The organism is Citrobacter sp. CK188, from assembly GCF_030333525.1.
GTDB lineage: Bacteria > Pseudomonadota > Gammaproteobacteria > Enterobacterales > Enterobacteriaceae > Citrobacter_B > Citrobacter_B koseri.
The window spans coordinates 54,735-78,031 of the sequence record NZ_JAOWFU010000026.1; the positions used below are offsets into that span (position 1 = coordinate 54,735).

General features: G+C 54.7%; 21 protein-coding genes. 4 read left to right on the plus strand and 17 right to left on the minus strand.

Translation table 11 applies throughout. From position 1 onward, the window contains the following. Window positions 1-3 precede the first annotated feature (3 nt). The 10 genes from rffC to trxA form a co-directional block, all read right to left on the minus strand. On the minus strand, window positions 4-681 hold the full coding sequence (rffC, locus tag OGV67_RS04635; RefSeq protein WP_115615298.1) for a dTDP-4-amino-4,6-dideoxy-D-galactose acyltransferase: 678 nt from the start codon (window positions 679-681) through the stop codon (window positions 4-6). After that, a complete protein-coding gene (rfbA, locus tag OGV67_RS04640) occupies window positions 659-1,540 on the minus strand; it encodes a glucose-1-phosphate thymidylyltransferase RfbA (RefSeq protein ID WP_012131139.1) in 882 nt (293 codons plus the stop codon). The genes rffC and rfbA overlap by 23 nt, the downstream gene beginning before the upstream one ends. Window positions 1,541-1,557: 17 nt before the next feature. Continuing rightward, window positions 1,558-2,625, minus strand: coding sequence for a dTDP-glucose 4,6-dehydratase (gene rffG, locus OGV67_RS04645; protein WP_115615299.1), 1,068 nt, complete (start codon window positions 2,623-2,625; stop codon window positions 1,558-1,560). After that, window positions 2,625-3,887 carry a UDP-N-acetyl-D-mannosamine dehydrogenase gene (wecC, locus tag OGV67_RS04650; RefSeq protein ID WP_115615300.1) on the minus strand — a complete coding sequence of 421 codons (1,263 nt, stop codon included), beginning with the start codon at window positions 3,885-3,887 and terminating at the stop codon, window positions 2,625-2,627. The genes rffG and wecC overlap by 1 nt, the downstream gene beginning before the upstream one ends. After that, the gene (gene wecB / locus OGV67_RS04655) at window positions 3,884-5,014 is read right to left on the minus strand and encodes a non-hydrolyzing UDP-N-acetylglucosamine 2-epimerase (RefSeq protein WP_012131136.1); all 1,131 of its coding nucleotides are present in this window, start codon (window positions 5,012-5,014) and stop codon (window positions 3,884-3,886) included. The genes wecC and wecB overlap by 4 nt, the downstream gene beginning before the upstream one ends. 55 nt (window positions 5,015-5,069) lie before the next feature. Beyond that, the gene (gene wzzE / locus OGV67_RS04660; protein ID WP_049009048.1) at window positions 5,070-6,116 is read right to left on the minus strand and encodes an ECA polysaccharide chain length modulation protein; all 1,047 of its coding nucleotides are present in this window, start codon (window positions 6,114-6,116) and stop codon (window positions 5,070-5,072) included. Between the two features lie 12 nt (window positions 6,117-6,128). Then, window positions 6,129-7,232, minus strand: coding sequence for a UDP-N-acetylglucosamine--undecaprenyl-phosphate N-acetylglucosaminephosphotransferase (gene wecA / locus OGV67_RS04665; RefSeq protein ID WP_115615301.1), 1,104 nt, complete (start codon window positions 7,230-7,232; stop codon window positions 6,129-6,131). A 238-nt stretch (window positions 7,233-7,470) separates the two neighbouring features. Then, the gene (rho, locus tag OGV67_RS04670) at window positions 7,471-8,730 is read right to left on the minus strand and encodes a transcription termination factor Rho (protein WP_002437993.1); all 1,260 of its coding nucleotides are present in this window, start codon (window positions 8,728-8,730) and stop codon (window positions 7,471-7,473) included. 78 nt (window positions 8,731-8,808) lie between these two features. Continuing rightward, window positions 8,809-8,901, minus strand: coding sequence for a rho operon leader peptide (locus OGV67_RS04675; RefSeq protein ID WP_223849128.1), 93 nt, complete (start codon window positions 8,899-8,901; stop codon window positions 8,809-8,811). A 169-nt stretch (window positions 8,902-9,070) separates the two neighbouring features. Further along, the gene (gene trxA / locus OGV67_RS04680) at window positions 9,071-9,400 is read right to left on the minus strand and encodes a thioredoxin TrxA (RefSeq protein WP_001280776.1); all 330 of its coding nucleotides are present in this window, start codon (window positions 9,398-9,400) and stop codon (window positions 9,071-9,073) included. Between the two features lie 143 nt (window positions 9,401-9,543). Here trxA and rhlB point away from each other — a divergent pair, with 143 nt between their 5' ends. Next, window positions 9,544-10,809, plus strand: a complete 1,266-nt coding sequence (gene rhlB, locus OGV67_RS04685; protein WP_012131132.1) for an ATP-dependent RNA helicase RhlB — start codon at window positions 9,544-9,546, stop codon at window positions 10,807-10,809. A gap of 8 nt (window positions 10,810-10,817) precedes the next feature. Further along, window positions 10,818-12,302, plus strand: coding sequence for a guanosine-5'-triphosphate,3'-diphosphate diphosphatase (gene gppA / locus OGV67_RS04690; protein WP_012131131.1), 1,485 nt, complete (start codon window positions 10,818-10,820; stop codon window positions 12,300-12,302). A gap of 47 nt (window positions 12,303-12,349) precedes the next feature. Here gppA and rep read toward each other — a convergent pair whose 3' ends face one another. The 4 genes from rep to OGV67_RS04710 form a co-directional block, all read right to left on the minus strand. Then, entirely contained in the window at window positions 12,350-14,371 is a 2,022-nt protein-coding gene (gene rep, locus OGV67_RS04695) for a DNA helicase Rep (RefSeq protein WP_049009050.1), read from the minus strand. Between the two features lie 99 nt (window positions 14,372-14,470). After that, the gene (pnuC, locus tag OGV67_RS04700) at window positions 14,471-15,199 is read right to left on the minus strand and encodes a nicotinamide riboside transporter PnuC (protein WP_200003675.1); all 729 of its coding nucleotides are present in this window, start codon (window positions 15,197-15,199) and stop codon (window positions 14,471-14,473) included. After that, window positions 15,199-15,942, minus strand: coding sequence for a nucleoside phosphorylase (locus OGV67_RS04705; protein WP_115615303.1), 744 nt, complete (start codon window positions 15,940-15,942; stop codon window positions 15,199-15,201). Before OGV67_RS04705 ends, pnuC begins: the two co-directional genes overlap by 1 nt. A gap of 28 nt (window positions 15,943-15,970) precedes the next feature. After that, window positions 15,971-16,672 (minus strand): Crp/Fnr family transcriptional regulator, encoded by a 702-nt coding sequence (locus tag OGV67_RS04710; protein ID WP_024130094.1) that lies wholly within the window; start codon window positions 16,670-16,672, stop codon window positions 15,971-15,973. Between the two features lie 194 nt (window positions 16,673-16,866). Between OGV67_RS04710 and ppiC the strand changes: the two genes are divergently transcribed. Continuing rightward, window positions 16,867-17,148 (plus strand): peptidylprolyl isomerase PpiC, encoded by a 282-nt coding sequence (gene ppiC / locus OGV67_RS04715; RefSeq protein ID WP_001140251.1) that lies wholly within the window; start codon window positions 16,867-16,869, stop codon window positions 17,146-17,148. A gap of 121 nt (window positions 17,149-17,269) precedes the next feature. Here ppiC and ilvC read toward each other — a convergent pair whose 3' ends face one another. Then, the gene (gene ilvC / locus OGV67_RS04720) at window positions 17,270-18,745 is read right to left on the minus strand and encodes a ketol-acid reductoisomerase (RefSeq protein WP_012131124.1); all 1,476 of its coding nucleotides are present in this window, start codon (window positions 18,743-18,745) and stop codon (window positions 17,270-17,272) included. Window positions 18,746-18,910: 165 nt separating this feature from the next. Between ilvC and ilvY the strand changes: the two genes are divergently transcribed. Then, entirely contained in the window at window positions 18,911-19,801 is an 891-nt protein-coding gene (gene ilvY, locus OGV67_RS04725; protein ID WP_049009056.1) for an HTH-type transcriptional activator IlvY, read from the plus strand. Between the two features lie 94 nt (window positions 19,802-19,895). Here ilvY and ilvA read toward each other — a convergent pair whose 3' ends face one another. Together ilvA and ilvD are read right to left on the minus strand one after the other, a co-directional pair. Continuing rightward, a complete protein-coding gene (ilvA, locus tag OGV67_RS04730) occupies window positions 19,896-21,440 on the minus strand; it encodes a threonine ammonia-lyase, biosynthetic (RefSeq protein ID WP_024130092.1) in 1,545 nt (514 codons plus the stop codon). 2 nt (window positions 21,441-21,442) lie between these two features. Beyond that, a complete protein-coding gene (gene ilvD, locus OGV67_RS04735; protein WP_024130091.1) occupies window positions 21,443-23,293 on the minus strand; it encodes a dihydroxy-acid dehydratase in 1,851 nt (616 codons plus the stop codon). Window positions 23,294-23,297 lie beyond the last annotated feature (4 nt).

The window sequence follows — 23,297 nt, forward strand, 5'->3', positions numbered from 1 at the left end:
TTGTCACCTGTATAACCAGTACGCGGTGCTTTCTACGTTGCCACCGCTCTGTATATAACGTTTAAGCGCGGCGGTGTTGCCCATCTGGGTCGCCACCCGCAATGTCGTCTTCCCGCGAGACTGCGCCCACGCGAGCGCCGCCTGCATTAATTCTGCTCCTGCGCCACGCCCGGCCAGCAGGCCGATGCGCGCATCGGTGTCGTTCAGTTCGCGCAGCGAGACAAACCCGCGAATATCGTTATTCGCCGCCCGGATAACCAGACACTGGTGATCGAAGGTGCCACGCACGGCATTTTCAATCCACTGAGCATAAAAACGGGCGCTGGCGTCCGCCGCATACCACGGTGCGCGGAAACGGCTTTGCGCAAACGCGGCGGACGCCTGTTGACGTAACGCGGGAATATCGGCAATTTGTGCAATTTCCACGCCAGAAATACGTTCAACGCCAGCGACCGGCAGGCTGAGGTCGACTTCGCCTTCTACCAGCGAAAACCCCAACTGTTGCAGCGCATCTAATTCATCCGTGCACGCAGCAGAAATTTTCGCCTGCACGCGCGACCAGGGTTGCAATGCCTCTGGCGTTAACACCGGCGCGGCAGCGTTCACGCGAACAATGGCGCTATTGACGCCAAAGAACGTATTTTCCCACGTTAATGGTTCAATACTGGCGCGGACGGGCACGGAGTAACTCCAGTAAATATTGGCCGTAGCCGGTTTTCGCTAAAGAACTGGCGGCGCGTTTTACGCCCTCGTCATCCAGCCAGCCGTTGCGCCAGGCGATCTCTTCCAGACAGGCAATTTTGAAGCCCTGGCGTTTTTCAACCGTCTGCACAAACGTGCTCGCTTCAATCAGGCTGTCATGGGTGCCGGTATCCAGCCACGCAAAGCCGCGACCGAGCAACTCAACCGTCAGCTTGCCGTCATTAAGGTACATCTGATTAATGGACGTAATCTCCAGCTCACCGCGCTCGGAAGGCTTCACGCGCTTCGCGTACTCTACTACCTTGCTGTCGTAAAAATAGAGACCGGTCACCGCCCAGTTTGATTTCGGCTGTTTCGGTTTTTCTTCCAGCGAGACTGCGCGAAAATTGTCGTCGAACTCCACGACGCCAAAACGTTCCGGGTCCATAACCTGATAACCAAAAACGGTCGCCCCTTCGGTTCGCGCCGCCACATGACGCAATTTCGGGCTGAAACCCTGACCAAAGAAGATATTGTCGCCCAGTACAAGACAGGACGGCTCGCCGTTAAGGAATGTTTCGCCAATGATAAAGGCCTGCGCCAGCCCATCCGGGCTGGGTTGTTCGGCATACTGCAACTCAATGCCAAACTCCGAACCATCGCCCAGCAGACGCTGAAAATAGTGCTTATCTTCCGGTGTGGTGATAATCAGGATTTCCCGGATACCCGCCAGCATCAGTACCGACAGCGGATAGTAGATCATCGGCTTGTCATAAATCGGCAGAAGCTGCTTCGACACGCCGCGCGTAATCGGATGCAGGCGGGTGCCAGAGCCGCCCGCCAGAATGATACCTTTCATGCGTTCCTCCTCCGGGTTTAGCCCTTCAGACCTAAACGTTCACCCTGATAGCTGCCATCCTGCACGGGCTTCCACCAGGCCTCATTCGCCAGATACCACTGCACGGTTTTCCGCATTCCGCTTTCAAAGGTTTCCTGCGGCGTCCAGCCGAGTTCACGCGCAATTTTCGCTGCGTCGATGGCATAGCGTAAATCATGGCCTGGACGGTCATCCACAAAAGCGATCAGGGAGCGATAATGCGCCACGCCCTGCGGTTTTTGTGGCGCAAGCTCTTCCAGCAGATCGCAAATCGTTTCCACAACCTCCAGATTCTTACGCTCATTATGGCCGCCAATGTTATATGTCTCTCCCACTTTGCCCGCCGTCAGCACGCGATACAGCGCCCTGGCGTGATCTTCAACGTACAGCCAGTCGCGGATCTGTTGTCCATTGCCATACACCGGCAGCGGTTTACCCGCCAGCGCGTTCAGGATCATCAATGGGATCAGCTTTTCCGGGAAGTGGTAAGGGCCGTAATTATTGGAACAGTTAGTGACCAGCGTCGGCAGACCATAGGTGCGCAACCACGCGCGCACCAGGTGATCGCTGCTGGCTTTCGAGGCGGAATAAGGACTGCTCGGCGCATACGGCGTGGTCTCAGTAAAGAAATCATCCGTGGAATGCAGATCGCCATACACCTCGTCAGTGGAGATATGGTGGAAACGAAACGCCGATTTTTTCTCATCATTGAGCGTCGCCCAGTAAGTCCGGGCCGCTTCCAGCAGCGTGTAGGTTCCCACGATATTGGTTTCAATAAACGCAGCCGGGCCATCGATAGACCGGTCAACGTGGCTTTCCGCCGCCAGATGCATCACGTAATCCGGCTGGTACTGCTGAAAAACGCGGTCCAGCGATGCCCGATCGCAGATATCCACTTTCTCAAAGGCAAAGCGCTCATGCTGTGCAACTGGCGCCAGCGACATCAGGTTTCCGGCGTAGGTGAGCTTATCCACCACCACCACGGCGTCGGGGGTTTCATCAATGATGTGGCGCACAACGGCAGAGCCGATAAATCCCGCGCCGCCAGTGACCAGAATCCGTTTCATCAGCGCCAGACTCCTTTCGTATCCACAATGTAGCGTTGCTGCACGGCGTCGCCGTTAACCGCTTTAAACGGATGATGGTCAACCAGCATAACCAGCACATCCGCTTCCGCCAGCGCATTTTCCAGCGTGGCTAACGTGCAGCGACCTTCCAGTTTTTTCGGCAACTGATGAATATTAGGCTCTACCACCAGCGTTTCACCGGCATGCCATTGCGCAATCTCCTGCGCAATGCCCATCGCCGGGCTTTCACGCAGATCGTCAATATTCGGTTTAAACGCCAGACCAAAGCAGGCGATTTTGATGTCGCTGGCGCGCTTATTCGTTGCCGTCAGGCAATCTGCCACTGCGGCTTTCACCTGCGCCACCACCCAGTGTGGTTTACCGTCGTTCACTTCACGTGCGGTACGGATCAGTCGCGCCTGCTGCGGGTTTTGCGCCACAATAAACCACGGATCGACGGCGATGCAGTGGCCGCCCACGCCCGGCCCAGGCTGGAGAATATTCACGCGCGGATGACGATTCGCCAGACGAATCAGTTCCCAGACGTTAATCCCCTGATCGGCGCAAATCAGCGACAGCTCGTTCGCAAAGGCGATATTGACGTCACGGAAGCTGTTTTCCGTGAGCTTACACATTTCGGCGGTGCGGGAATTAGTCACCACACACTCGCCTTCAAGGAAAATCTTGTACAACTCGCTGGCACGCGCGGAGCATACCGGCGTCATGCCGCCAATCACGCGGTCATTTTTGATGAGTTCCACCATGACCTGACCCGGCAATACGCGCTCCGGGCAGTAGGCAATGTTCACATCAGCCTGTTCCCCCGCCTGCTGCGGGAAAGTCAGATCCGGGCGCATTTCCGCCAGCCATGCGGCCATTTGTTCTGTCGCGCCCACTGGCGAGGTGGATTCGAGGATAACCAGCGCGCCTTTTTTCAGTACGGGAGCAATAGATTTCGCGGCCGCTTCGACATAAACCATATCGGGGTCGTGATCGCCCTTGAACGGCGTCGGCACGGCGATCAAGTACGCGTCGGCTGCTACCGGCGTTGTCGTGGCCCGGAGGAATCCGCCTTCAACCGCAGTTTTCACGACGCTATCCAGATCCGGCTCAACAATATGGATGGCTCCACGGTTGATGGTGTCCACCGCCTGCTGATTGATATCCACGCCAATAACGTGCTTTTGGCGAGAAGCAAAGGCCGCAGCCGTCGGCAACCCGATGTATCCCAGCCCAATAACAGAAATGGTCGTAAAACTCATAGCGATACCCGATTATTTTTTAACGCGTGTAAAATGCGGCCGCACGCCTGCCCGTCGCCATAAGGATTATGGGCGCGGCTCATGGTTTGATATTCATTTTCGTCGTGCAGCAAACGTGTGACTTCTTCCACAATACGGTGTGAATCGGTTCCCACCAGACGCACCGTGCCAGCGGTAACGGCTTCTGGCCGTTCCGTCATTTCGCGCATAACCAACACCGGTTTGCCTAATGACGGCGCCTCTTCCTGAATCCCGCCGGAGTCGGTAAGGATCAGCCAGGCGTGGTTCATCAGCCAGACAAACGGCAGGTAATCCTGCGGCTCAATCAGTATCACATTTTCAACATGACCCAGGATGCGGTTAACCGGTTCGCTGACGTTGGGATTCAGGTGAACCGGATACACAATTTGTACATCCTGATTGGTAGCGGCTATCTCCGCCAGCGCATGACAGATTTGCTCAAACCCCCGGCCAAAGCTCTCACGGCGATGTCCGGTCACCAGGATCATTTTTTTATCGTCACACAGGAAAGGATACCGCTTTGCCAGTTCGGCGCGTAGCGTATCGCTGGCCAGTACGCGATCGCGCACCCAGATCAGCGCATCAATCACGGTATTGCCGGTGACAAAGATGTGGTTATCAGGGATCTGTTCCCGCAGTAAATTCTGCCGTGAATTTTCCGTCGGCGCAAAATGGTACATCGCCAGGCGACCGGTCAAGGTGCGGTTTGCCTCTTCAGGCCAGGGGGAGTAGAGATCGCCGGTTCGCAGCCCGGCCTCTACATGACCGACAGGGATACGCTGGTAGAAAGCCGCCAGACTGGTGGCAAGAGTGGTTGTCGTATCGCCATGCACCAATACGACATCAGGTTTAAAATCGGCAAGAATCGGTTTTAATCCTTCCAGGATTCGACAGGTAATCTCTGTCAGCCCCTGACCCGGCTGCATAATATTGAGATCGTAGTCAGGCACAATAGAAAAGAGATTCAAAACCTGATCGAGCATCTCCCGATGCTGCGCAGTAACGCAGACTTTTGCCTCAAAATGAGGGTCCTTTGCCAGCGCATGAACCAGAGGCGCCATCTTGATGGCCTCCGGTCGCGTGCCAAATACAGTCAGTACTTTCACATCGATTCTCTTCGAATAGGCAGTGAGGGCCTAACCCCTCACTGCTGAGATGTTGCTAAATCGCGCGGCGGCGGGTTAATGCGACGCCAGCCCCGATCAGCGCCCCAACAATGCCCCACATAACCATCAGGAAAGCACGGCGCGGGCTATCGCGTTTTACCGGTTCTTCCGGCGTGCGCAAATAACGATAGGTCTGGAAACGCGGGTCCAGCGTCGGCCCCACGTTCAGCGTGTTCAACATGGCCCGGTTTTGATCATAGTCCAGATCGAATGCCGGACCGACAGCCTGAAGGTTTTCAAGACGCGCTTGTAGCATAGGGCGGCCAAGCAAAAACAGCTCAGAGTCGGGTAATTCATCGGCAGGAACATCGGTCGCCGTACGAGAAATATTATGCTGCTCGGCAATTTTGAGCGCCTGTTCAATGCTATGAACACGACGAGAGAAAATGCTTTTCGCCACCTCTTCCTGGCGTTTAACCTGCGCTTTCATCTGGATAGTCCGCGCGGCCCATGCGCCTTTTAACTCATCATTCAGATGGCTCGCCGCACGCTGGCTGGCAAACGCCACATACTGGCGAAGCAGGTTGTTGGCATCGGGCGCCGTTTCCGCAATCAGCTTCACGCTATCATTGGTGTTGCGAGTGAAATCGCCTGGCGTGAACTGAATGTTATTGATCATTTCATCCAGCATCGCAGCATCGGCTTTGCTGTTGCCGACCATACGCTGCTTGTAATAATCGGTCTGTAGCCAGAAATCGCGACGCGTATCCCAGGACGCCAGTTGCATGACGAACTCTTTATACGCTTCATCCATTACCGAAGGCTGATCGGCCGGCGCGAGGCTGGCTTTGATATCAAGGTTGCGCAAAAACTGCTGTTGGGAGTAATAGCCGCCCAGCATATTGACGGTGGGGCGGTCGGAAATCGCCGTTGCGCTCCACTCCTGACGGGCAAAAAACGTATACGCTAACGCAATAAGCGCAAAGGCCAGCCCTGTTCCCACAATCCATAGCTTCCCAGCCCACAAGGTACGAAACAACCCACGAATATCCAGTTCATTTTCAGCGCTCACGGCGTGTGCCCCCGGTAATGGTTGTGTCATCGCATCCTCAATTTACTTGGTTATCGTTGGATTGTTATCACGGTTTCTGCGTAGTCTGCGCTTCACGCGCTTAATAAATCTCGCCACCTTCCAGGCACGCTTAATGCAGTAACCGTAAAGGAAGAATGCTAGCAAAAAGAGCACCAACATGACCCATTCTGGAACAAAATGGGAATATTCTGCGGCAACGCCAATGGAAGCCAGAATAGCTGCGGCAAGCGTGATCAGGACAAATGCCTGTCGGGAAGTAAACCCTGCGCGCATGATCAAATGATGAATATGCTGGCGATCGGGAGAGAAGGGGCTCATGCCTTTACGCAAGCGACGATACATAATCGCCACCATGTCCATTAATGGAATCGCAATAATCCACAGCGCAGTAACCGGGCTGATAGGATGCGTTTTACCCTGCGTGGTTTCCAGCAGGATCCAGATGACCGTGAAGCCAATCAGCGTACTGCCCGCATCGCCCATAAAGACTTTATAACGACGCCCCAGAACACCAAGGTTTAACATGATATAGGGTAGAATCGCGGCGATCATGGCGAAACACCATACCGCCAGACTCGTCTGCCCATCAAACCACAGAATCAGTCCCATTGCGGCAAATGAGACGCTGGACAGCCCGCCAAGTAAGCCATCAATACCATCAACCATATTGAAAGCGTTGATCGCCGCCCAGACGGCAAAGAGCGTGAGGAAATAGCCAAAGGGGCCGAGTACCATCTCCCAGGGACCAAAGATGTATCCAAGGCTGCTTAAGTAGAGTTTACCGACCACCATCATGATGACGCCGATCGCGGCCTGAATCGTCGCGCGGATTTTTACACTGATATCAAAGCGATCGTCCAGCGCGCCAATGAAGACCAGTACACCAGCGCAGGCCAGATAGAGAGAAGCATGCGGAATATAATAATCAACAATTCCGAAGGTAAAGCAAATACCTGCGAAAACCGAAATCCCCCCAACCAACGGTATCAGTCCCTGGTGGCGTTTACGGAAGTTGGGTTTATCCACTAAACCGATCTTTTTTGCGACCTTGCGTGCAAAAAACAGAAACAGTGTCGTGAATAAAAAAATACTGATGAGATCAGTACTCACTGTCAGTAAATTCACAATGCATGCTCTCAGAGAAAATTAATAGCAGAAGTATAACCATGACGGCGCTTATTCAGAAGGGAAACCCTGTTCTGAATCAGGCAGTTTTGTATATTTATCAACCACACGATACAAAATCATAATGAAACATAGCGTAGCGGTATGATGTAGCGACTTTTGTCAATGTGCCGCTAAGATGACAGACATAAAAGAAAAACGCCACGTAAAAACGTGGCGTTTTCGGTATCAGCCGGACTTACGAACGCTTCATCATGTCGAAGAAGTCGTCGTTGGTCTTGGTCATTGCCAGCTTGTTAATGAGGAATTCCATCGCGTCGATTTCACCCATCGGATGGATGATTTTGCGCAGGATCCACATTTTCTGTAGCTCTTCCTGAGTGGTGAGCAGCTCTTCTTTACGCGTACCGGAACGGTTGTAGTCGATAGCCGGGAAGACGCGTTTTTCAGCGATCTTACGGGAGAGGTGCAGCTCCATGTTACCGGTGCCTTTAAACTCTTCGTAGATCACTTCATCCATCTTAGAACCGGTGTCGATCAGCGCCGTTGCGATAATGGTCAGGCTGCCGCCCTCTTCCACGTTACGCGCCGCGCCGAAGAAACGCTTCGGACGGTGCAGGGCGTTGGCGTCCACACCACCGGTCAGGACTTTACCAGAAGCCGGCACCACGGTGTTGTAGGCGCGAGCCAGACGAGTGATGGAGTCGAGCAGAATGATGACGTCTTTTTTGTGTTCAACCAGACGCTTCGCCTTCTCGATTACCATTTCAGCAACCTGAACGTGACGGGATGCCGGTTCGTCGAAGGTGGAAGCAACCACTTCACCTTTTACCAGACGCTGCATTTCGGTCACTTCTTCTGGACGTTCGTCGATCAGCAGCACCATCAGTACGCAGTCAGGGTGGTTGTAAGCAATGCTCTGCGCGATGTTCTGCAACAGCATAGTTTTACCCGCTTTCGGCGGTGCGACGATCAGACCACGCTGACCACGGCCAATCGGGGAAGCCAAATCCAGTACGCGAGCCGTTAAATCTTCAGTAGAACCGTTACCACGTTCCATACGCAGACGTGAGTTCGCGTGCAGCGGCGTTAAGTTCTCAAAGAGGATTTTATTACGGGCGTTTTCAGGTTTGTCGTAGTTAACTTCGTTAACTTTCAACAGCGCAAAGTAACGTTCGCCTTCTTTTGGCGGGCGAATCTTACCAGAAATGGTGTCACCAGTGCGGAGGTTGAAACGGCGGATTTGGCTGGGAGAAACGTAGATGTCATCAGGACCGGCGAGGTAGGAGCTGTCTGCAGAGCGGAGGAAACCAAATCCATCCTGCAATATCTCCAGCACACCGTCACCAAAGATATCTTCGCCACTCTTTGCGTGCTGCTTCAGGATGGCAAAAATAATGTCCTGCTTGCGCATACGAGCCAGGTTTTCCAGCCCCATATTTTCGCCGAGAGTGATCAGCTCAGAAACCGGCGTATTCTTTAATTCGGTAAGATTCATAATGGTGTGAGTTCTTAAACTTGGGGTAAATCTCGAACTTAATGTTGTGAATGGTATGGCAGGATCATCCATGCCTGTTTACGGCCACCAACTCATGTCTGTTCGCTGTCTGGTCACAGGAAAGTACACAGAACTGAAACGACAAGACGGATTGAGTGACAAGCCAGGAATCTGTTCACTTCTCGCGCGAGAAAAAACGGGAAGCGTTGGAAAAAACAAGACTCAAACTTAATAAGGTATGTTTAATACGAAGTCAACACTAAGTTAGCACGACTCAAGCCGGGCGTCCAGTCATCCGAATAATTTAGAATGCTGGCCACCCGAACATGAAACTTCCGTCTTACGCCAGGTTGGCGTCGAGGAACTCTTTCAGCTGACCTTTGGACAGTGCGCCCACTTTGGTTGCTGCGACTTCACCGTTTTTGAACAACAGCAGGGTCGGGATGCCACGGATACCATACTTCGGCGCGGTGCCTGGGTTTTGGTCGATGTTCAGTTTAGCAACCGTCAATTTGCCCTGATATTCGTCAGCGATTTCATCCAGAATCGGGGCGATCATTTTGCACGGTCCGCACCACTCTGCCCAGAAATCAACGAGGATAGCCCCGTCCGCTTTGAGTACATCCGTGTCAAAACTGTCGTCAGTCAGGTGAATAATTTTATCGCTCATAATAACTCCACAGGAATAAGCCTGGTGTGTTGGTTTCGCCTTCATCAACGACGTGTTGATGTCGCATTAACCAACTAAAGGTTGACTTTATTTCACCGGATACGCTTTCGTAAAGCAATAGTAAGCTGATATTCTACCACACTATGAGCAAAACACATTTAACAGAACAGAAGTTTTCCGACTTCGCCCTGCACCCAAAGGTGATAGAAGCCCTTGAAAATAAAGGGTTTCATAATTGTACGCCCATTCAGGCATTGGCCCTCCCGCTAACGCTGGCGGGTCGTGATGTCGCAGGGCAGGCGCAAACCGGAACCGGAAAAACGATGGCGTTCCTGACGTCTTCGTTTCATTATCTTCTCTCTCATCCCGCGATTGACGATCGCAAGGTGAACCAGCCGCGCGCCTTAATTATGGCGCCGACGCGTGAGTTGGCCGTGCAGATCCACGCCGATGCGGAACCGCTGGCGCAGACCACCGGCCTGAAATTAGGCCTGGCCTACGGCGGTGACGGCTACGACAAACAGCTGAAAGTGCTGGAAAGCGGCGTCGATATTCTGATCGGCACCACGGGTCGTCTGATCGACTACGCGAAACAAAACCACATTAACCTCGGCGCCATTCAGGTCGTCGTATTGGATGAAGCCGATCGCATGTACGATCTGGGCTTTATTAAAGACATCCGCTGGCTGTTCCGCCGTATGCCGCCGGCCAATCAGCGTCTGAACATGCTGTTCTCCGCAACCCTCTCTTACCGTGTTCGCGAACTGGCGTTCGAGCAGATGAACAACGCCGAATATGTTGAAGTGGAACCGGAACAAAAGACAGGCCACCGTATTAAAGAAGAGCTCTTCTACCCTTCTAACGAAGAGAAGATGCGTTTGCTGCAAACGCTGATCGAAGAAGAGTGGCCGGATCGCGCCATTGTTTTCGCCAATACCAAGCACCGCTGCGAAGACATCTGGGGGCATCTGGCAGCTGACGGTCATCGTGTCGGCCTGTTGACCGGCGACGTTGCGCAGAAAAAACGTCTGCGTATTCTCGACGAGTTTACCCGTGGCGATCTCGATATCCTCGTCGCAACCGACGTTGCCGCGCGTGGTCTGCACATTCCGGCCGTAACGCACGTCTTTAACTATGACCTGCCGGATGACTGCGAAGACTACGTTCACCGTATCGGACGTACGGGTCGCGCAGGAGCGAGCGGTCACTCTATCAGCCTGGCCTGTGAAGAGTACGCGCTGAACCTGCCCGCTATTGAGGCTTATATTGGTCACTCTATCCCGGTCAGCAAATATAACCCGGAAGCGCTGATGACCAATTTGCCGAAGCCGTTGCGCCTGACGCGCTCGCGCCCAGGCAATGGACCGCGTCGCACCGGCGCGCCGCGTAATCGTCGTCGTTCAGGTTAACGTAATATATGCTCACTTCCACTTCGCTGTATGCCGCAATTGATCTCGGTTCCAATAGTTTTCATATGCTGGTTGTACGCGAGGTGGCTGGAAGCATCCAGACGCTCACGCGAATTAAGCGCAAGGTGCGTCTGGCTGCGGGCCTGAACAGTGATAATTCGCTTTCCGCTGAAGCGATGGAGCGCGGCTGGCAATGCCTGCGCCTTTTCGCTGAACGCCTACAGGATATTCCTCAACCGCAAATCTGCGTCGTCGCCACGGCAACGCTGCGTCTCGCCGTCAATGCGGGCGAGTTTATCGCCAAAGCGCAGGAGATCCTCGGTTGCCCTGTCCAGGTCATTAGCGGCGAAGAAGAAGCGCGGCTGATTTATCAGGGTGTTGCCCATACCACCGGCGGCGCCGATCAGCGTCTGGTGGTCGATATTGGCGGCGCCAGCACCGAACTGGTCACCGGAACCGGCGCACAAACCACCTCTCTGTTTAGCCTGTCAATGGGCTGCGTCACCTGGCTTGAACGCTACTTTACCGATCGCAATCTGGCGCAAGAAAACTTCGATGAGGCGGAGAAAGCCGCGCGTGAAGTGCTGCGTCCGGTCGCCGATGAGCTACGCAAGCATGGCTGGAAAGTCTGCGTAGGCGCGTCTGGTACCGTCCAGGCGTTGCAGGAAATCATGATGGCGCAGGGCATGGATGAGCGCATCACATTGGCGAAACTTCAACAGCTGAAGCAACGCGCAATTCATTGCGGCCGTCTGGAAGAGTTGGAAATTGAAGGGTTAACGCTGGAACGCGCGCTGGTATTCCCCAGCGGTCTGGCCATTCTGATCGCGATTTTCACCGAACTGGACATCCAGTGTATGACGCTTGCGGGCGGAGCGCTGCGCGAAGGGTTGGTGTATGGCATGCTGCATCTGGCGGTGGATCAGGATATTCGCAGCCGCACGCTGCGTAACATTCAGCGTCGATTTATGGTCGATACCGAACAGGCGCATCGCGTAGCGGATCTGGCGGTAAACTTTCTCGATCAGGTGGAAGATAAGTGGCATCTTGAGCCGATCAGTCGCGAACTCCTGACCAGTGCCTGTCAGCTGCATGAAATCGGCCTGAGCGTTGATTTTAAACAGGCGCCGCAGCACGCGGCTTATCTGGTGCGTAATCTGGATTTACCGGGATTCACCCCCGCGCAAAAGAAGCTGTTAGCCACCCTGTTGTTAAATCAGACCAACCCGATCGACCTCTCTTCCCTCCACCAGCAGAATGCGGTGCCGCCGCGCGTCGCTGAACATCTTTGTCGCCTGTTGCGTCTGGCGATCATTTTTGCCAGCCGTCGCCGTGACGATCTGGTGCCACAGATTACGTTGCAGGCGCAGGATGAGAATCTGACGTTAACCTTGCCGCAAGGGTGGCTGGAGCATCACCCGCTGGGTAAAGAGTTGATCGATCAGGAAAGCCAGTGGCAAAGCTATGTCCACTGGCCTTTGGACGTTCATTAGATGCTGGCTGCCGGATGGCGCTTACGCTTATCCGGCCTGGAAAATACCTACTTCGCTTTTGCTTTCGCCATCATGGCGCGGATATTGGCTATGCTGGCCTGCCCTTTCTGCATCCGCTCCTCGGCCGTTACCACTTTACGCTCCTGCTCCCAGATAAGATCGTCCTGCGGCAGTTCCAGCAAAAAGCGGCTTGGTTCCGGGCGCACCAGTTCGCCGTACTGACGACGCTCTTTGCACAGCGTGAAGATCAGCTCTTTCTGCGCGCGGGTGATCCCCACATAGGCCAGACGGCGCTCCTCATCGATATTGTCTTCGTCAATGCTGCTCTGGTGCGGCAGAAATCCTTCTTCCATCCCCACCATAAACACGTACGGGAACTCCAGCCCTTTCGAGGCATGCAGCGTCATGAGCTGTACCTGATCCAACTCTTCTTCACTTTCACCACGCTCCATCATGTCGCGCAGCGTAAAGCGCGTCACCACCTGGGTGAGCGTCATGGGTTCGTCAAGTTCGTTACCTTCAAGCATTTCGGTCATCCAGCTAAACAACTGGTTGACGTTCTTCATGCGCATTTCCGCCGCTTTTGGGCTCGGCGAGGTCTCATACAACCAGGATTCGTAATCAATACCGTGGATGAGATCGCGCACGGCGGCAATCGGCTCACGCTCCGCCAGACGCTGAATTTCCCCCAGCCAATGGGTGAAGCGGGTCAGTGAATCATAGCCGCGCCCGGTCAGCGTCTGGTTCAGCCCCACATCAAAACTGGCGGTAAACAGACTCTTGTTGCGCGTCATCGCCCATTCGCCTAGCTTTTGCAGCGTAGCCGGGCCGATTTCTCGTTTTGGCGTATTCACAATCCGCAGGAAAGCGCTGTCATCATCCGGGTTGGTCAGTACGCGCAGATAGGCCAGCAGGTCTTTAATCTCCGGGCGGGAGAAGAACGACGTGCCGCCAGAAATTTTGTAGGGAATACGGTTCTGCATAAGGAATTTTTCAAACACCCGCGACTGGTGGTTCCCGCGATACAGAATGGCGTAATCCTTGTATTCAGTCTTATTCACAAAGTGATGAGCAATCAGCTCGCCGGTGACGCGTTCGGCCTCGTGCTCTTCATTGTTCGCGCTCAGAACCTTGAGTTCCGCGCCATAACCCAGTTCAGAAAAGAGGCGTTTTTCAAAGACGTGAGGGTTATTGGCAATCAGGATATTCGCCGCTTTCAGAATGCGCCCGGAGGAACGATAGTTCTGCTCCAGCTTGATCACCTGTAGCGCCGGGAAATCCTTACTCAACAACACCAGGTTTTGCGGACGCGCGCCGCGCCAGGAGTAGATCGACTGGTCATCATCACCCACCACCGTAAAGCGCGCGCGGCTTCCTACCAGCAGCTTCACCAGTTCATACTGACTGGTGTTGGTATCCTGGTATTCATCCACCAGCAGATAGCGAATCCTGTTCTGCCAGCGCTCACGCACCTCTTCATTACGCTGTAGCAGCAGCGTCGGCAATAGAATCAGGTCGTCAAAATCGAGCACATTGCAGGCCTTCAGATGTGCATCGTACAGACCATAACAGTGAGCGAAGATACGGTCGCGCTCCCCTTTTGCGCTTGCCGCCGCCTGAGCGGGCGTCATCAGATCGTTTTTCCAGTTAGAGATCGTCGAGATCAGCTGTTGCAAGATAACTTTGTCATCTTCAATCAGACCGTCAGTCAGCTCTTTCAGCAATGCGACCTGATCGGTATCGTCAAACAGCGAAAAGTTCGATTTCATCCCCAACGCCGCATATTCACGTTTGATGATATCCAGCCCCAACGTATGGAAAGTGGAGATCATCAGCCCGCGCGCCTCTTTACGCCCCAGCGTTTGCCCGACACGCTCTTTCATTTCACGCGCCGCTTTATTGGTAAAGGTCACTGCCGCAATATGGCGCGCCTGATAGCCGCAACCACGAATCAGATGGGCGATTTTATTGGTAATAACGCGAGTCTTACCAGAACCCGCGCCCGCCAGCACCAGGCAGGGGCCGGTGACGAATTCGACAGCGTGTTGTTGGCCGGGGTTTAAACGCATGGGAATATTGCTCAATCTTCGAACGGGGGAAGGATTGTAGCAGAAAGCAGGGCCGAGGGAGTAACAGGCTGCCCTTTCAGACAGCCAGGAAAGCGTTAATCAGGTGGCGCTGGCGGCAAGCGGCGTATAGCCGTTGCGTTTTGCGCTCAGGATCCAGCTGTACGATCCCATAATCGCAATCGCCGTTAGCAGGACATACTCCAGCGACATCGCATAGACGCCCTGTACCGCGTAAATCACCACGCTAATGACGTCGATAAGCACCCACAGCAGCCAGTTTTCCACATATTTGCGAGTCATCAGCACCATCGCCGCGATCGACAGCACCAGCATGGTGGAATCCCAGAACGGGAACGCGTCCGGCTGTAGCTCTGGCATCGCCACCTGAACTCCTACCGTTTGCAGCATCCCGAGCATAATATGGGTCAGCATGGCGAACACCGGGTCGATAAACCGCGTCATCAGCAGGATGGCGACAATACACACACCACTCAGCACCAGCGTTTGCTGGCGGGAGAGCCAGCGCACCTTCAGCGCTGCCTCTTGCGCCTCATTCTGACGGCTCCACGCATACCAGCCATAGATATTGGCGGCAAAGAAGAACACCTGAAGCAACAGGCTGGCATATAGCTGAATCTGGAAAAAGATCGCGGCAAACAGGGTGACATTAATCAGACCAAACAGGTAATTGATGATTTTTTCCCGGCTGGCGCACCAGATGCACAATAAACCAAAGACCGTGCCGATAGCCTCAATCCACGACAGCGCATACCCGCCTTCGCCGAGAGGAATGTTGACCATCACGTTGTTAATACTGAAAAAGTCCATCATTGCTCTCCTTGCTGGCTATCGAAATAAATGGCCTGTAGCGCCAGGGAAATCTGACGTTCTTCACCCTGCAGGCACAGCGTTTCCTGTTGAACATAATCATTAATACTGCTGTCCAGACAGCCGTTGTGGGCAACGACCACGTTCAGCAACGACGCCGTACGCAGCCCACGTAATGCGCCGACCACCATCAGCGCCGCCGTTTCCATATCCGCCCCGAGAATGCCGCGCGCTGACCATTCCGCATCCAGTTCAGCTTCACGATCGGTATAAAAGCTGTCGTGGCTGCGCACCAGTCCGCAAATCGCAGAAATGTTCATCTGCTTCGCCTGCTGGATCAACGTGGCGATAAGCTGCGGGTCTGCGCAGGCCGGATAGCAGGCTGGCGCGTAGGTTTTGCTGGTGCCGTCATCGGCGACCGCACCGTTGGCGATAATCAGATCGCCCAGCGCCAGCGTATCCTGCAATGCCCCACAGCTACCGATGCGAATCAGCGTGTCTACGCCAATCTGCCGTAACTCTTCAATGGCAATGGCCGTTGATGGCCCGCCGATTCCCGTCGACAGCACCAGAATCTCAATCCCTTTATATGTGCCGCGCGCCGCCCGAAATTCCCGGTTTTGCCCCAGTATCTCAGGGTTATCAAGAAAGTGGGCGATCCTGTCCACCCGCTCAGGATCGCCGGGCAATAGCGCATACCGCGCACCGGTCATGCTATTGCTTAATCGAATATGGGGTTGCATCTTCTGTCTCCTTACTGTGCTGAGGGACTCAGATCTCCGCCTCCTGTTTCAGTTTTTCAGGGGCTAATAAGACGATCCGCTCACCGTCGGTATCAATAATTTTCAGCGATTTCAGATCGTGCAAAATACGGTTGATACTGCGCGTCGTCGCCGCAAATTCCTGACTGAGATTTTGTTTATCCAGCAAAATCGTGGTCGATTCATCATGTTGATATCGCTGCCATAATGCCTGGCAAACCCGTTGATACAGCGAGTACAAATTGTCGCTGCTGGCCTTTTTCGACAACTGATAATATTGCTGGCTGAAAAAGCGCAGCATCCGCTGGTTAAAATGGTTATCCAGCGCCAGCCAGCGATGAAAATCCGCCTGCGGCAGGCTTAACAACTGAACGCTGCCAACCGCCATCACCGAACAGATGTAATGCCGCGACTCAAAAATCTCCAGCTCGCCCAGCATGTCGCCTTTGCGGTAATGTGCCTGCCGATAACGGCGCCCGTCTTCAGCTTCGTAAAAGACATCCACCTCACCGGAAACAATCAGCGAGAATTGCCGACAAATGTCACCCTGACGGCAAATCAGCGCTCCGCGAGGTATTTCCTCAACGCGCCAGCGCTGCATGATGTCCAGCGGGCAATATTTGAGCAGCTCATACAGCTGCGGATCGCGTACGATTTGGGTTAGCCCTGTCAGCCAGTCGCCTGAAAATTCTGCGTTTTTCATTGAGCTCATGTTATCTCTCTCCTGAGATGGAAAGACAGGACGGCTGTCCTGTTGCAGAGGGAATATGTCTGATAAAAGTGTCGTTCATCTCCCGGTTCATTAAACCCGGCGGGACATCTGTCCTGCGATGGCGAAGAGTATATGTCCGACGCCCTAAGGAATGATAAAGTGGCGGGCAACCTTTGAGACATGAGAGCGAAATAATGGCGAAAACCGCAGCAGCACTGCATATCCTGGTAAAAGAAGAGAAGCTGGCGCTGGATCTTCTGGAACAAATCAAGAATGGCGCCGACTTCGGCAAACTGGCGAAAAAGCACTCTATCTGCCCGTCAGGCAAAAGAGGCGGTGACTTAGGTGAGTTTCGTCAGGGCCAGATGGTTCCGGCGTTCGACAAAGTGGTCTTCTCCTGCCCGGTGCTGGAGCCAACCGGCCCACTGCACACCCAGTTCGGATACCACATCATTAAGGTGCTGTATCGCAACTAATAAAAAGCCCGGTGAGTATAAACACCGGGCTTTTTTGCCGGATGGCGCTAACGCTTACCCGGCCTACGAAATAATGGCTTTTTGTAGGTCGGGTAAGCGTTAGCGCCACCCGACAACCTGTTTAACCAGCTACCGCAATGCGTTTCATATCCGTCATATAGCCACGCAGTTTCTGGCCCACTTTCTCAATAGCGTGGCCACGAATCGCTTCGTTCACATCACGCAACTGTGCGTTGTCAACCGCGCCTTCAGCAATCGCTTTACCCAGATCGCCCGGTTGAATTTCAGTCATGAACGCTTTCAGCAACGGTACGCAAGCGTAAGAGAACAGGTAGTTGCCGTACTCGGCGGTATCAGAGATAACCACGTTCATTTCATACAGACGCTTACGGGCGATGGTGTTGGCGATCAGCGGCAGTTCGTGCAGTGACTCATAGTACGCAGACTCTTCGATGATGCCGGAATCCACCATGGTTTCGAATGCCAGCTCAACGCCCGCTTTCACCATCGCGATCATCAGTACGCCTTTATCGAAGTACTCCTGCTCACCGATTTTACCTTCATACTGCGGCGCGGTTTCGAATGCGGTTTTACCGGTCTCTTCGCGCCAGGTCAGCAGTTTCTTATCGTCATTCGCCCAGTCCGCCATCATGCCGGAGGAGAATTCACCGGAGATGATGTCGTCCATGTGTTTCTGGAACAGCGGCGCCATGATGGTTTTCAGCTGTTCAGACAGCGCATAAGCACGCAGTTTTGCCGGATTGGACAGACGATCCATCATCAGCGTAATACCGCCCTGCTTCAGCGCTTCGGTGATAGTTTCCCAGCCGTACTGAATCAGTTTTTCCGCATATGCCGGGTCAGTACCTTCTTCCACCAGCTTATCGAAGCACAGCAGAGAACCCGCTTGCAGCATACCGCACAGGATGGTCTGCTCGCCCATCAGGTCAGATTTCACTTCCGCCACGAAGGAGGACTCCAGCACGCCCGCACGATGACCGCCAGTTGCCGCCGCCCATGCTTTGGCAATCGCCATCCCTTCGCCTTTCGGATCGTTTTCCGGGTGAACGGCGATCAGCGTCGGTACACCGAAACCACGTTTGTACTCTTCACGGACTTCAGTACCCGGGCACTTCGGCGCCACCATCACCACGGTGATGTCTTTGCGGATCTGCTCGCCCACTTCCACGATGTTGAAACCGTGGGAGTAACCCAGTGCCGCGCCGTCTTTCATCAGCGGCTGTACGGAACGCACCACGTCGGAGTGCTGTTTGTCCGGCGTCAGGTTAACCACCAGATCAGCCTGCGGGATCAGCTCTTCGTAAGTCCCCACTTTGAAGCCGTTTTCGGTCGCTTTACGCCAGGAAGCACGTTTCTCGGCAATCGCCTCTTTACGCAGGGCGTAGGCGATATCCAGACCGGAGTCACGCATGTTCAGGCCCTGGTTCAGCCCCTGAGCGCCACAGCCGACGATGACCACTTTTTTACCCTGAAGGTAGCTCGCGCCATCGGCAAATTCATCGCGGCCCATAAAGCGACATTTACCCAGTTGCGCCAACTGCTGGCGCAGATTCAGTGTATTAAAGTAGTTAGCCATATCTGTAACTCCGTGATGTTGTGTCGTGCTTATTGTTCGGTTCGCTTGCCGTGTCTGTGCAAGAGAGAATGAACTCACTATATGACAGGAAATTTATTGCGGAAATTGATATATTCACAACATCACATTGCAATTTCTGCAACGTAGACATCGGGAGTAAAGCCAGTGGATTTACGCGATCTGAAAACCTTCCTGCATCTGGCGGAAAGTCGCCATTTTGGCCGCAGCGCGCGGGCAATGCACGTTAGCCCTTCCACGCTCTCCCGGCAGATTCAACGCCTCGAAGAGGATCTCGGTCAGCCGCTGTTCATTCGCGATAACCGTACCGTTACGCTCACCGAAGCGGGAGAAGAGCTGCGAACGTTCGCCCAGCAAACGCTGTTGCAGTATCAGCAGTTACGTCACACCATCGACCAACAAGGCCCGTCGCTGTCGGGCGAGCTGCATATCTTCTGCTCGGTCACTGCCGCTTATAGCCATCTGCCGCCCATTCTTGACCGTTTCCGGGCGGAGCATCCCTCTGTGGAAATCAAACTCACCACCGGCGATGCCGCCGATGCGATGGAAAAAGTGGTGACGGGCGAGGCGGATCTGGCGATTGCCGGTAAACCGGAAACCCTGCCCGGCGCGGTCGCGTTTTCAATGCTGGAGAATCTGGCGGTGGTGCTGATAGCTCCCGCATTGCCTTGCCCGGTGCGAAATCAGGTCTCAGTGGATAAACCCGACTGGTCAACGGTGCCGTTTATCATGGCCGATCAAGGCCCGGTGCGTCGCCGTATTGAGCTGTGGTTCCGCCGTCAGAAAATCAGCAATCCGTCGATATACGCGACGGTCGGTGGACATGAAGCGATGGTGTCGATGGTCGCGCTCGGCTGCGGCGTGGCGCTGCTGCCGGAAGTGGTATTGGAAAATAGCCCTGAACCCGTGCGTAACCGCGTGATGATCCTGGAGCGCAGCGACGAGAAAACGCCGTTTGAGCTGGGCGTTTGCGCACAAAAAAAGCGGCTGCATGAGCCGCTTATTGATGCGTTCTGGAATTTACTGCCTGGTCACTAATGCCGGATGGCGGCGCAAGCGCCTTATCCAGCCTACGGCTCAAAAGAACGTAGGCCTGATAAGCGCAGCGCCATCAGGCATTTTCCCGAACACCCTAACCCGCCAGGAAAAAGCGGAACGCCGGGTTATCGCTTTCGTTGTGGCACTCATAGCCCAGCTCATTCAGCCGGGTTTCGAAATCAGGCTCGTTTTCGCCCAGTTCGAACGCCGCCAGCACACGACCATAGTCGGTACCGTGGCTGCGATAGTGGAACAGCGAAATATTCCAGTGCGTTCCCAGCGTGTGTAGAAACTTCAGCAGCGCGCCGGGCGACTCTGGAAATTCGAAACTGTACAGACGTTCCTGCAACGGTTTCGATGGGCGTCCGCCAACCATATAGCGCACATGCAGTTTCGCCATTTCGTCGTCGGAGAGATCCACCACGCTGTAGCCGCCTTCATGCAGCAGCGCGAGAATCTCTTTGCGCTCTTCCAGTCCACGGCTCAGACGGACGCCGACAAAAATGCAGGCATCTTGAGCGTCGGCAAAACGGTAGTTAAATTCGGTAACGGAACGGCCGCCCAGCAGCTGACAAAACTTCAGGAAGCTGCCTTTCTCTTCCGGGATAGTCACCGCCAGCAGCGCTTCGCGCTGTTCACCCAGCTCGCAGCGTTCAGACACATAGCGCAGACCATGAAAGTTCACATTCGCGCCAGAAAGCACATGCGCCAGGCGTTCGCCGCGAATATTGTGTTGGGCGATGTATTTTTTCATCCCCGCCAGCGCCAGCGCACCGGAAGGTTCCGCCACCGCACGCACATCCTCGAACAGATCTTTCATCGCTGCGCAAATCGCATCGCTGTCGACGGTGATAATGTCGTCGAGATATTCCTGGCACAGACGGAAGGTTTCATCGCCGATACGTTTAACCGCCACGCCTTCGGCAAACAGTCCCACACGCGGGAGATCCACCGGATGACCGGCATCCAGCGCCGCTTTCAGGCAGGCCGAATCTTCCGCTTCAACGGCGATCACTTTGATTTGCGGCATCAGCTGTTTGATGAGCACCGCCACGCCTGCCGCCAGTCCACCGCCGCCAACCGGCACGAATACGCGGTCGAGATGCGCATCCTGCTGGAGCAGTTCCAGCGCCAGCGTGCCCTGCCCGGCAATCACCATCGGATGATCGAACGGCGGAACCCAGGTAAAGCCCTGCTGTTGCGCCAGCTCGATAGCTTTTGCTTTCGCTTCATCAAAGTTCGCGCCGTGCAGCAGCACTTCCCCGCCAAACCCACGCACCGCGTCCACTTTGATATCGGCGGTCGCCAGCGGCATCACAATCAATGCTTTCACACCCAAACGCGCGGAGGAGAACGCCACACCCTGAGCATGGTTACCCGCCGATGCGGTGATAACGCCGTGGGCTTTTTGTTCTTCGGTAAGCCCCGCCATCATCGCGTAGGCTCCGCGCAGCTTGAAGCTGTGTACAGGCTGCCTGTCTTCACGCTTCACGAGAATAACGTTGTCGAGGCGCGAAGAAAGTTTTTCCATTTTTTGCAGCGGCGTCACCTGCGCTGCTTCATATACCGGCGCGCGGAGTACCGCACGCAGGTACTCCGCCCCTTCCGGGGCGGCTGACAGGGGTTGCGACTCGGCCATCATCAACCTCCCAGCTTCGATTTATCGCGTACCGCGCCTTTATCGGCGCTGGTCGCCAGGCTGGCATAAGCACGCAGCGCAAAGGAGACCGGACGCTGACGATCTTTCGGCGTCCAGGCTTTATCACCACGGGCTTCCTGCGCTTCGCGACGCGCGGCGATTTCCGCATCGCTCAGTTGCAGTTGAATACCACGGTTTGGAATATCAATAGCAATCATGTCGCCATCTTCAATGATGGCGATATTACCGCCGCTGGCCGCTTCCGGTGAGACGTGACCGATAGAGAGGCCAGACGTGCCGCCGGAGAAACGGCCATCGGTGATCAGCGCACAGGCTTTACCCAGCCCCATCGATTTCAGGAAGGTGGTCGGGTAGAGCATTTCCTGCATACCAGGCCCACCCTTAGGCCCTTCGTAGCGAATAACCACCACATCACCGGCAACCACCTTACCGCCGAGGATCGCCTCAACCGCATCGTCCTGGCTTTCATAGACTTTCGCCGGGCCGGTAAATTTCAGGATGCTGTCATCCACGCCTGCGGTTTTTACGATACAGCCGTTTTCAGCAAAGTTACCGTAGAGCACAGCCAGACCGCCATCTTTGCTGTAGGCATGTTCCAGCGAGCGAATGCAGCCTTCGGCGCGGTCGGTATCCAGCGAATCCCAGCGGCAATCCTGCGAGAACGCCTGCGTCGTGCGGATACCCGCCGGGCCTGCACGGAACATCTGTTTTACCGCTTCATTCTGGCTGACCATAACGTCGTACTGCTCCAGCGTTTGCGGCAGCGTCAGACCCAGCACGTTTTTTACATCGCGATTCATCAGCCCGGCGCGATCCAGCTCGCCCAGAATACCCAGCACGCCGCCTGCGCGGTGGACGTCTTCCATGTGGTATTTCTGCGTACTTGGCGCGACTTTACACAACTGTGGAACCTTGCGGGAAAGCTTGTCGATATCACTCATGGTGAAGTCGATTTCCGCTTCCTGCGCCGCCGCCAGCAGGTGTAAAACGGTGTTGGTCGAACCGCCCATAGCGATATCCAGCGTCATGGCGTTTTCAAACGCCGCTTTACTGGCAATATTACGCGGCAGTGCGGAAGCGTCATCCTGCTCGTAGTAACGTTTAGTCAGCTCAACAATGCGCTTACCGGCATTGAGGAACAGCTGCTTGCGATCGGCGTGGGTTGCCAGCAACGAGCCGTTGCCCGGCTGCGACAGGCCCAGCGCTTCCGTCAGGCAGTTCATTGAGTTAGCGGTGAACATCCCGGAACACGACCCACAGGTCGGGCAGGCGGAGCGTTCGACCTGATTGCTCTGATCGTCAGAAACTTTCGGGTCCGCGCCCTGAATCATCGCATCAACCAGATCGAGCTTGATGATCTGATCGGAAAGTTTGGTTTTCCCGGCTTCCATCGGGCCGCCGGAGACAAAAATTACCGGAATGTTCAGGCGCAGCGAGGCCATCAGCATCCCTGGGGTGATTTTGTCGCAGTTGGAGATACAGACCATCGCATCCGCACAGTGGGCGTTCACCATGTACTCCACCGAGTCGGCGATCAGTTCGCGAGACGGCAGTGAATACAGCATGCCCCCGTGACCCATAGCGATGCCATCATCCACGGCAATGGTGTTGAACTCTTTGGCGACGCCGCCAGCGGCTTCAATCTGTTCGGCGACCAGTTTACCGAGATCGCGCAGGTGAACGTGACCCGGCACAAACTGGGTGAATGAGTTCACGACAGCGATGATCGGTTTGCCAAAATCGGCATCGGTCATCCCGGTGGCGCGCCACAGCGCGCGGGCACCCGCCATATTGCGACCATGTGTGGTTGTGGCGGAACGATACTTAGGCATGCGT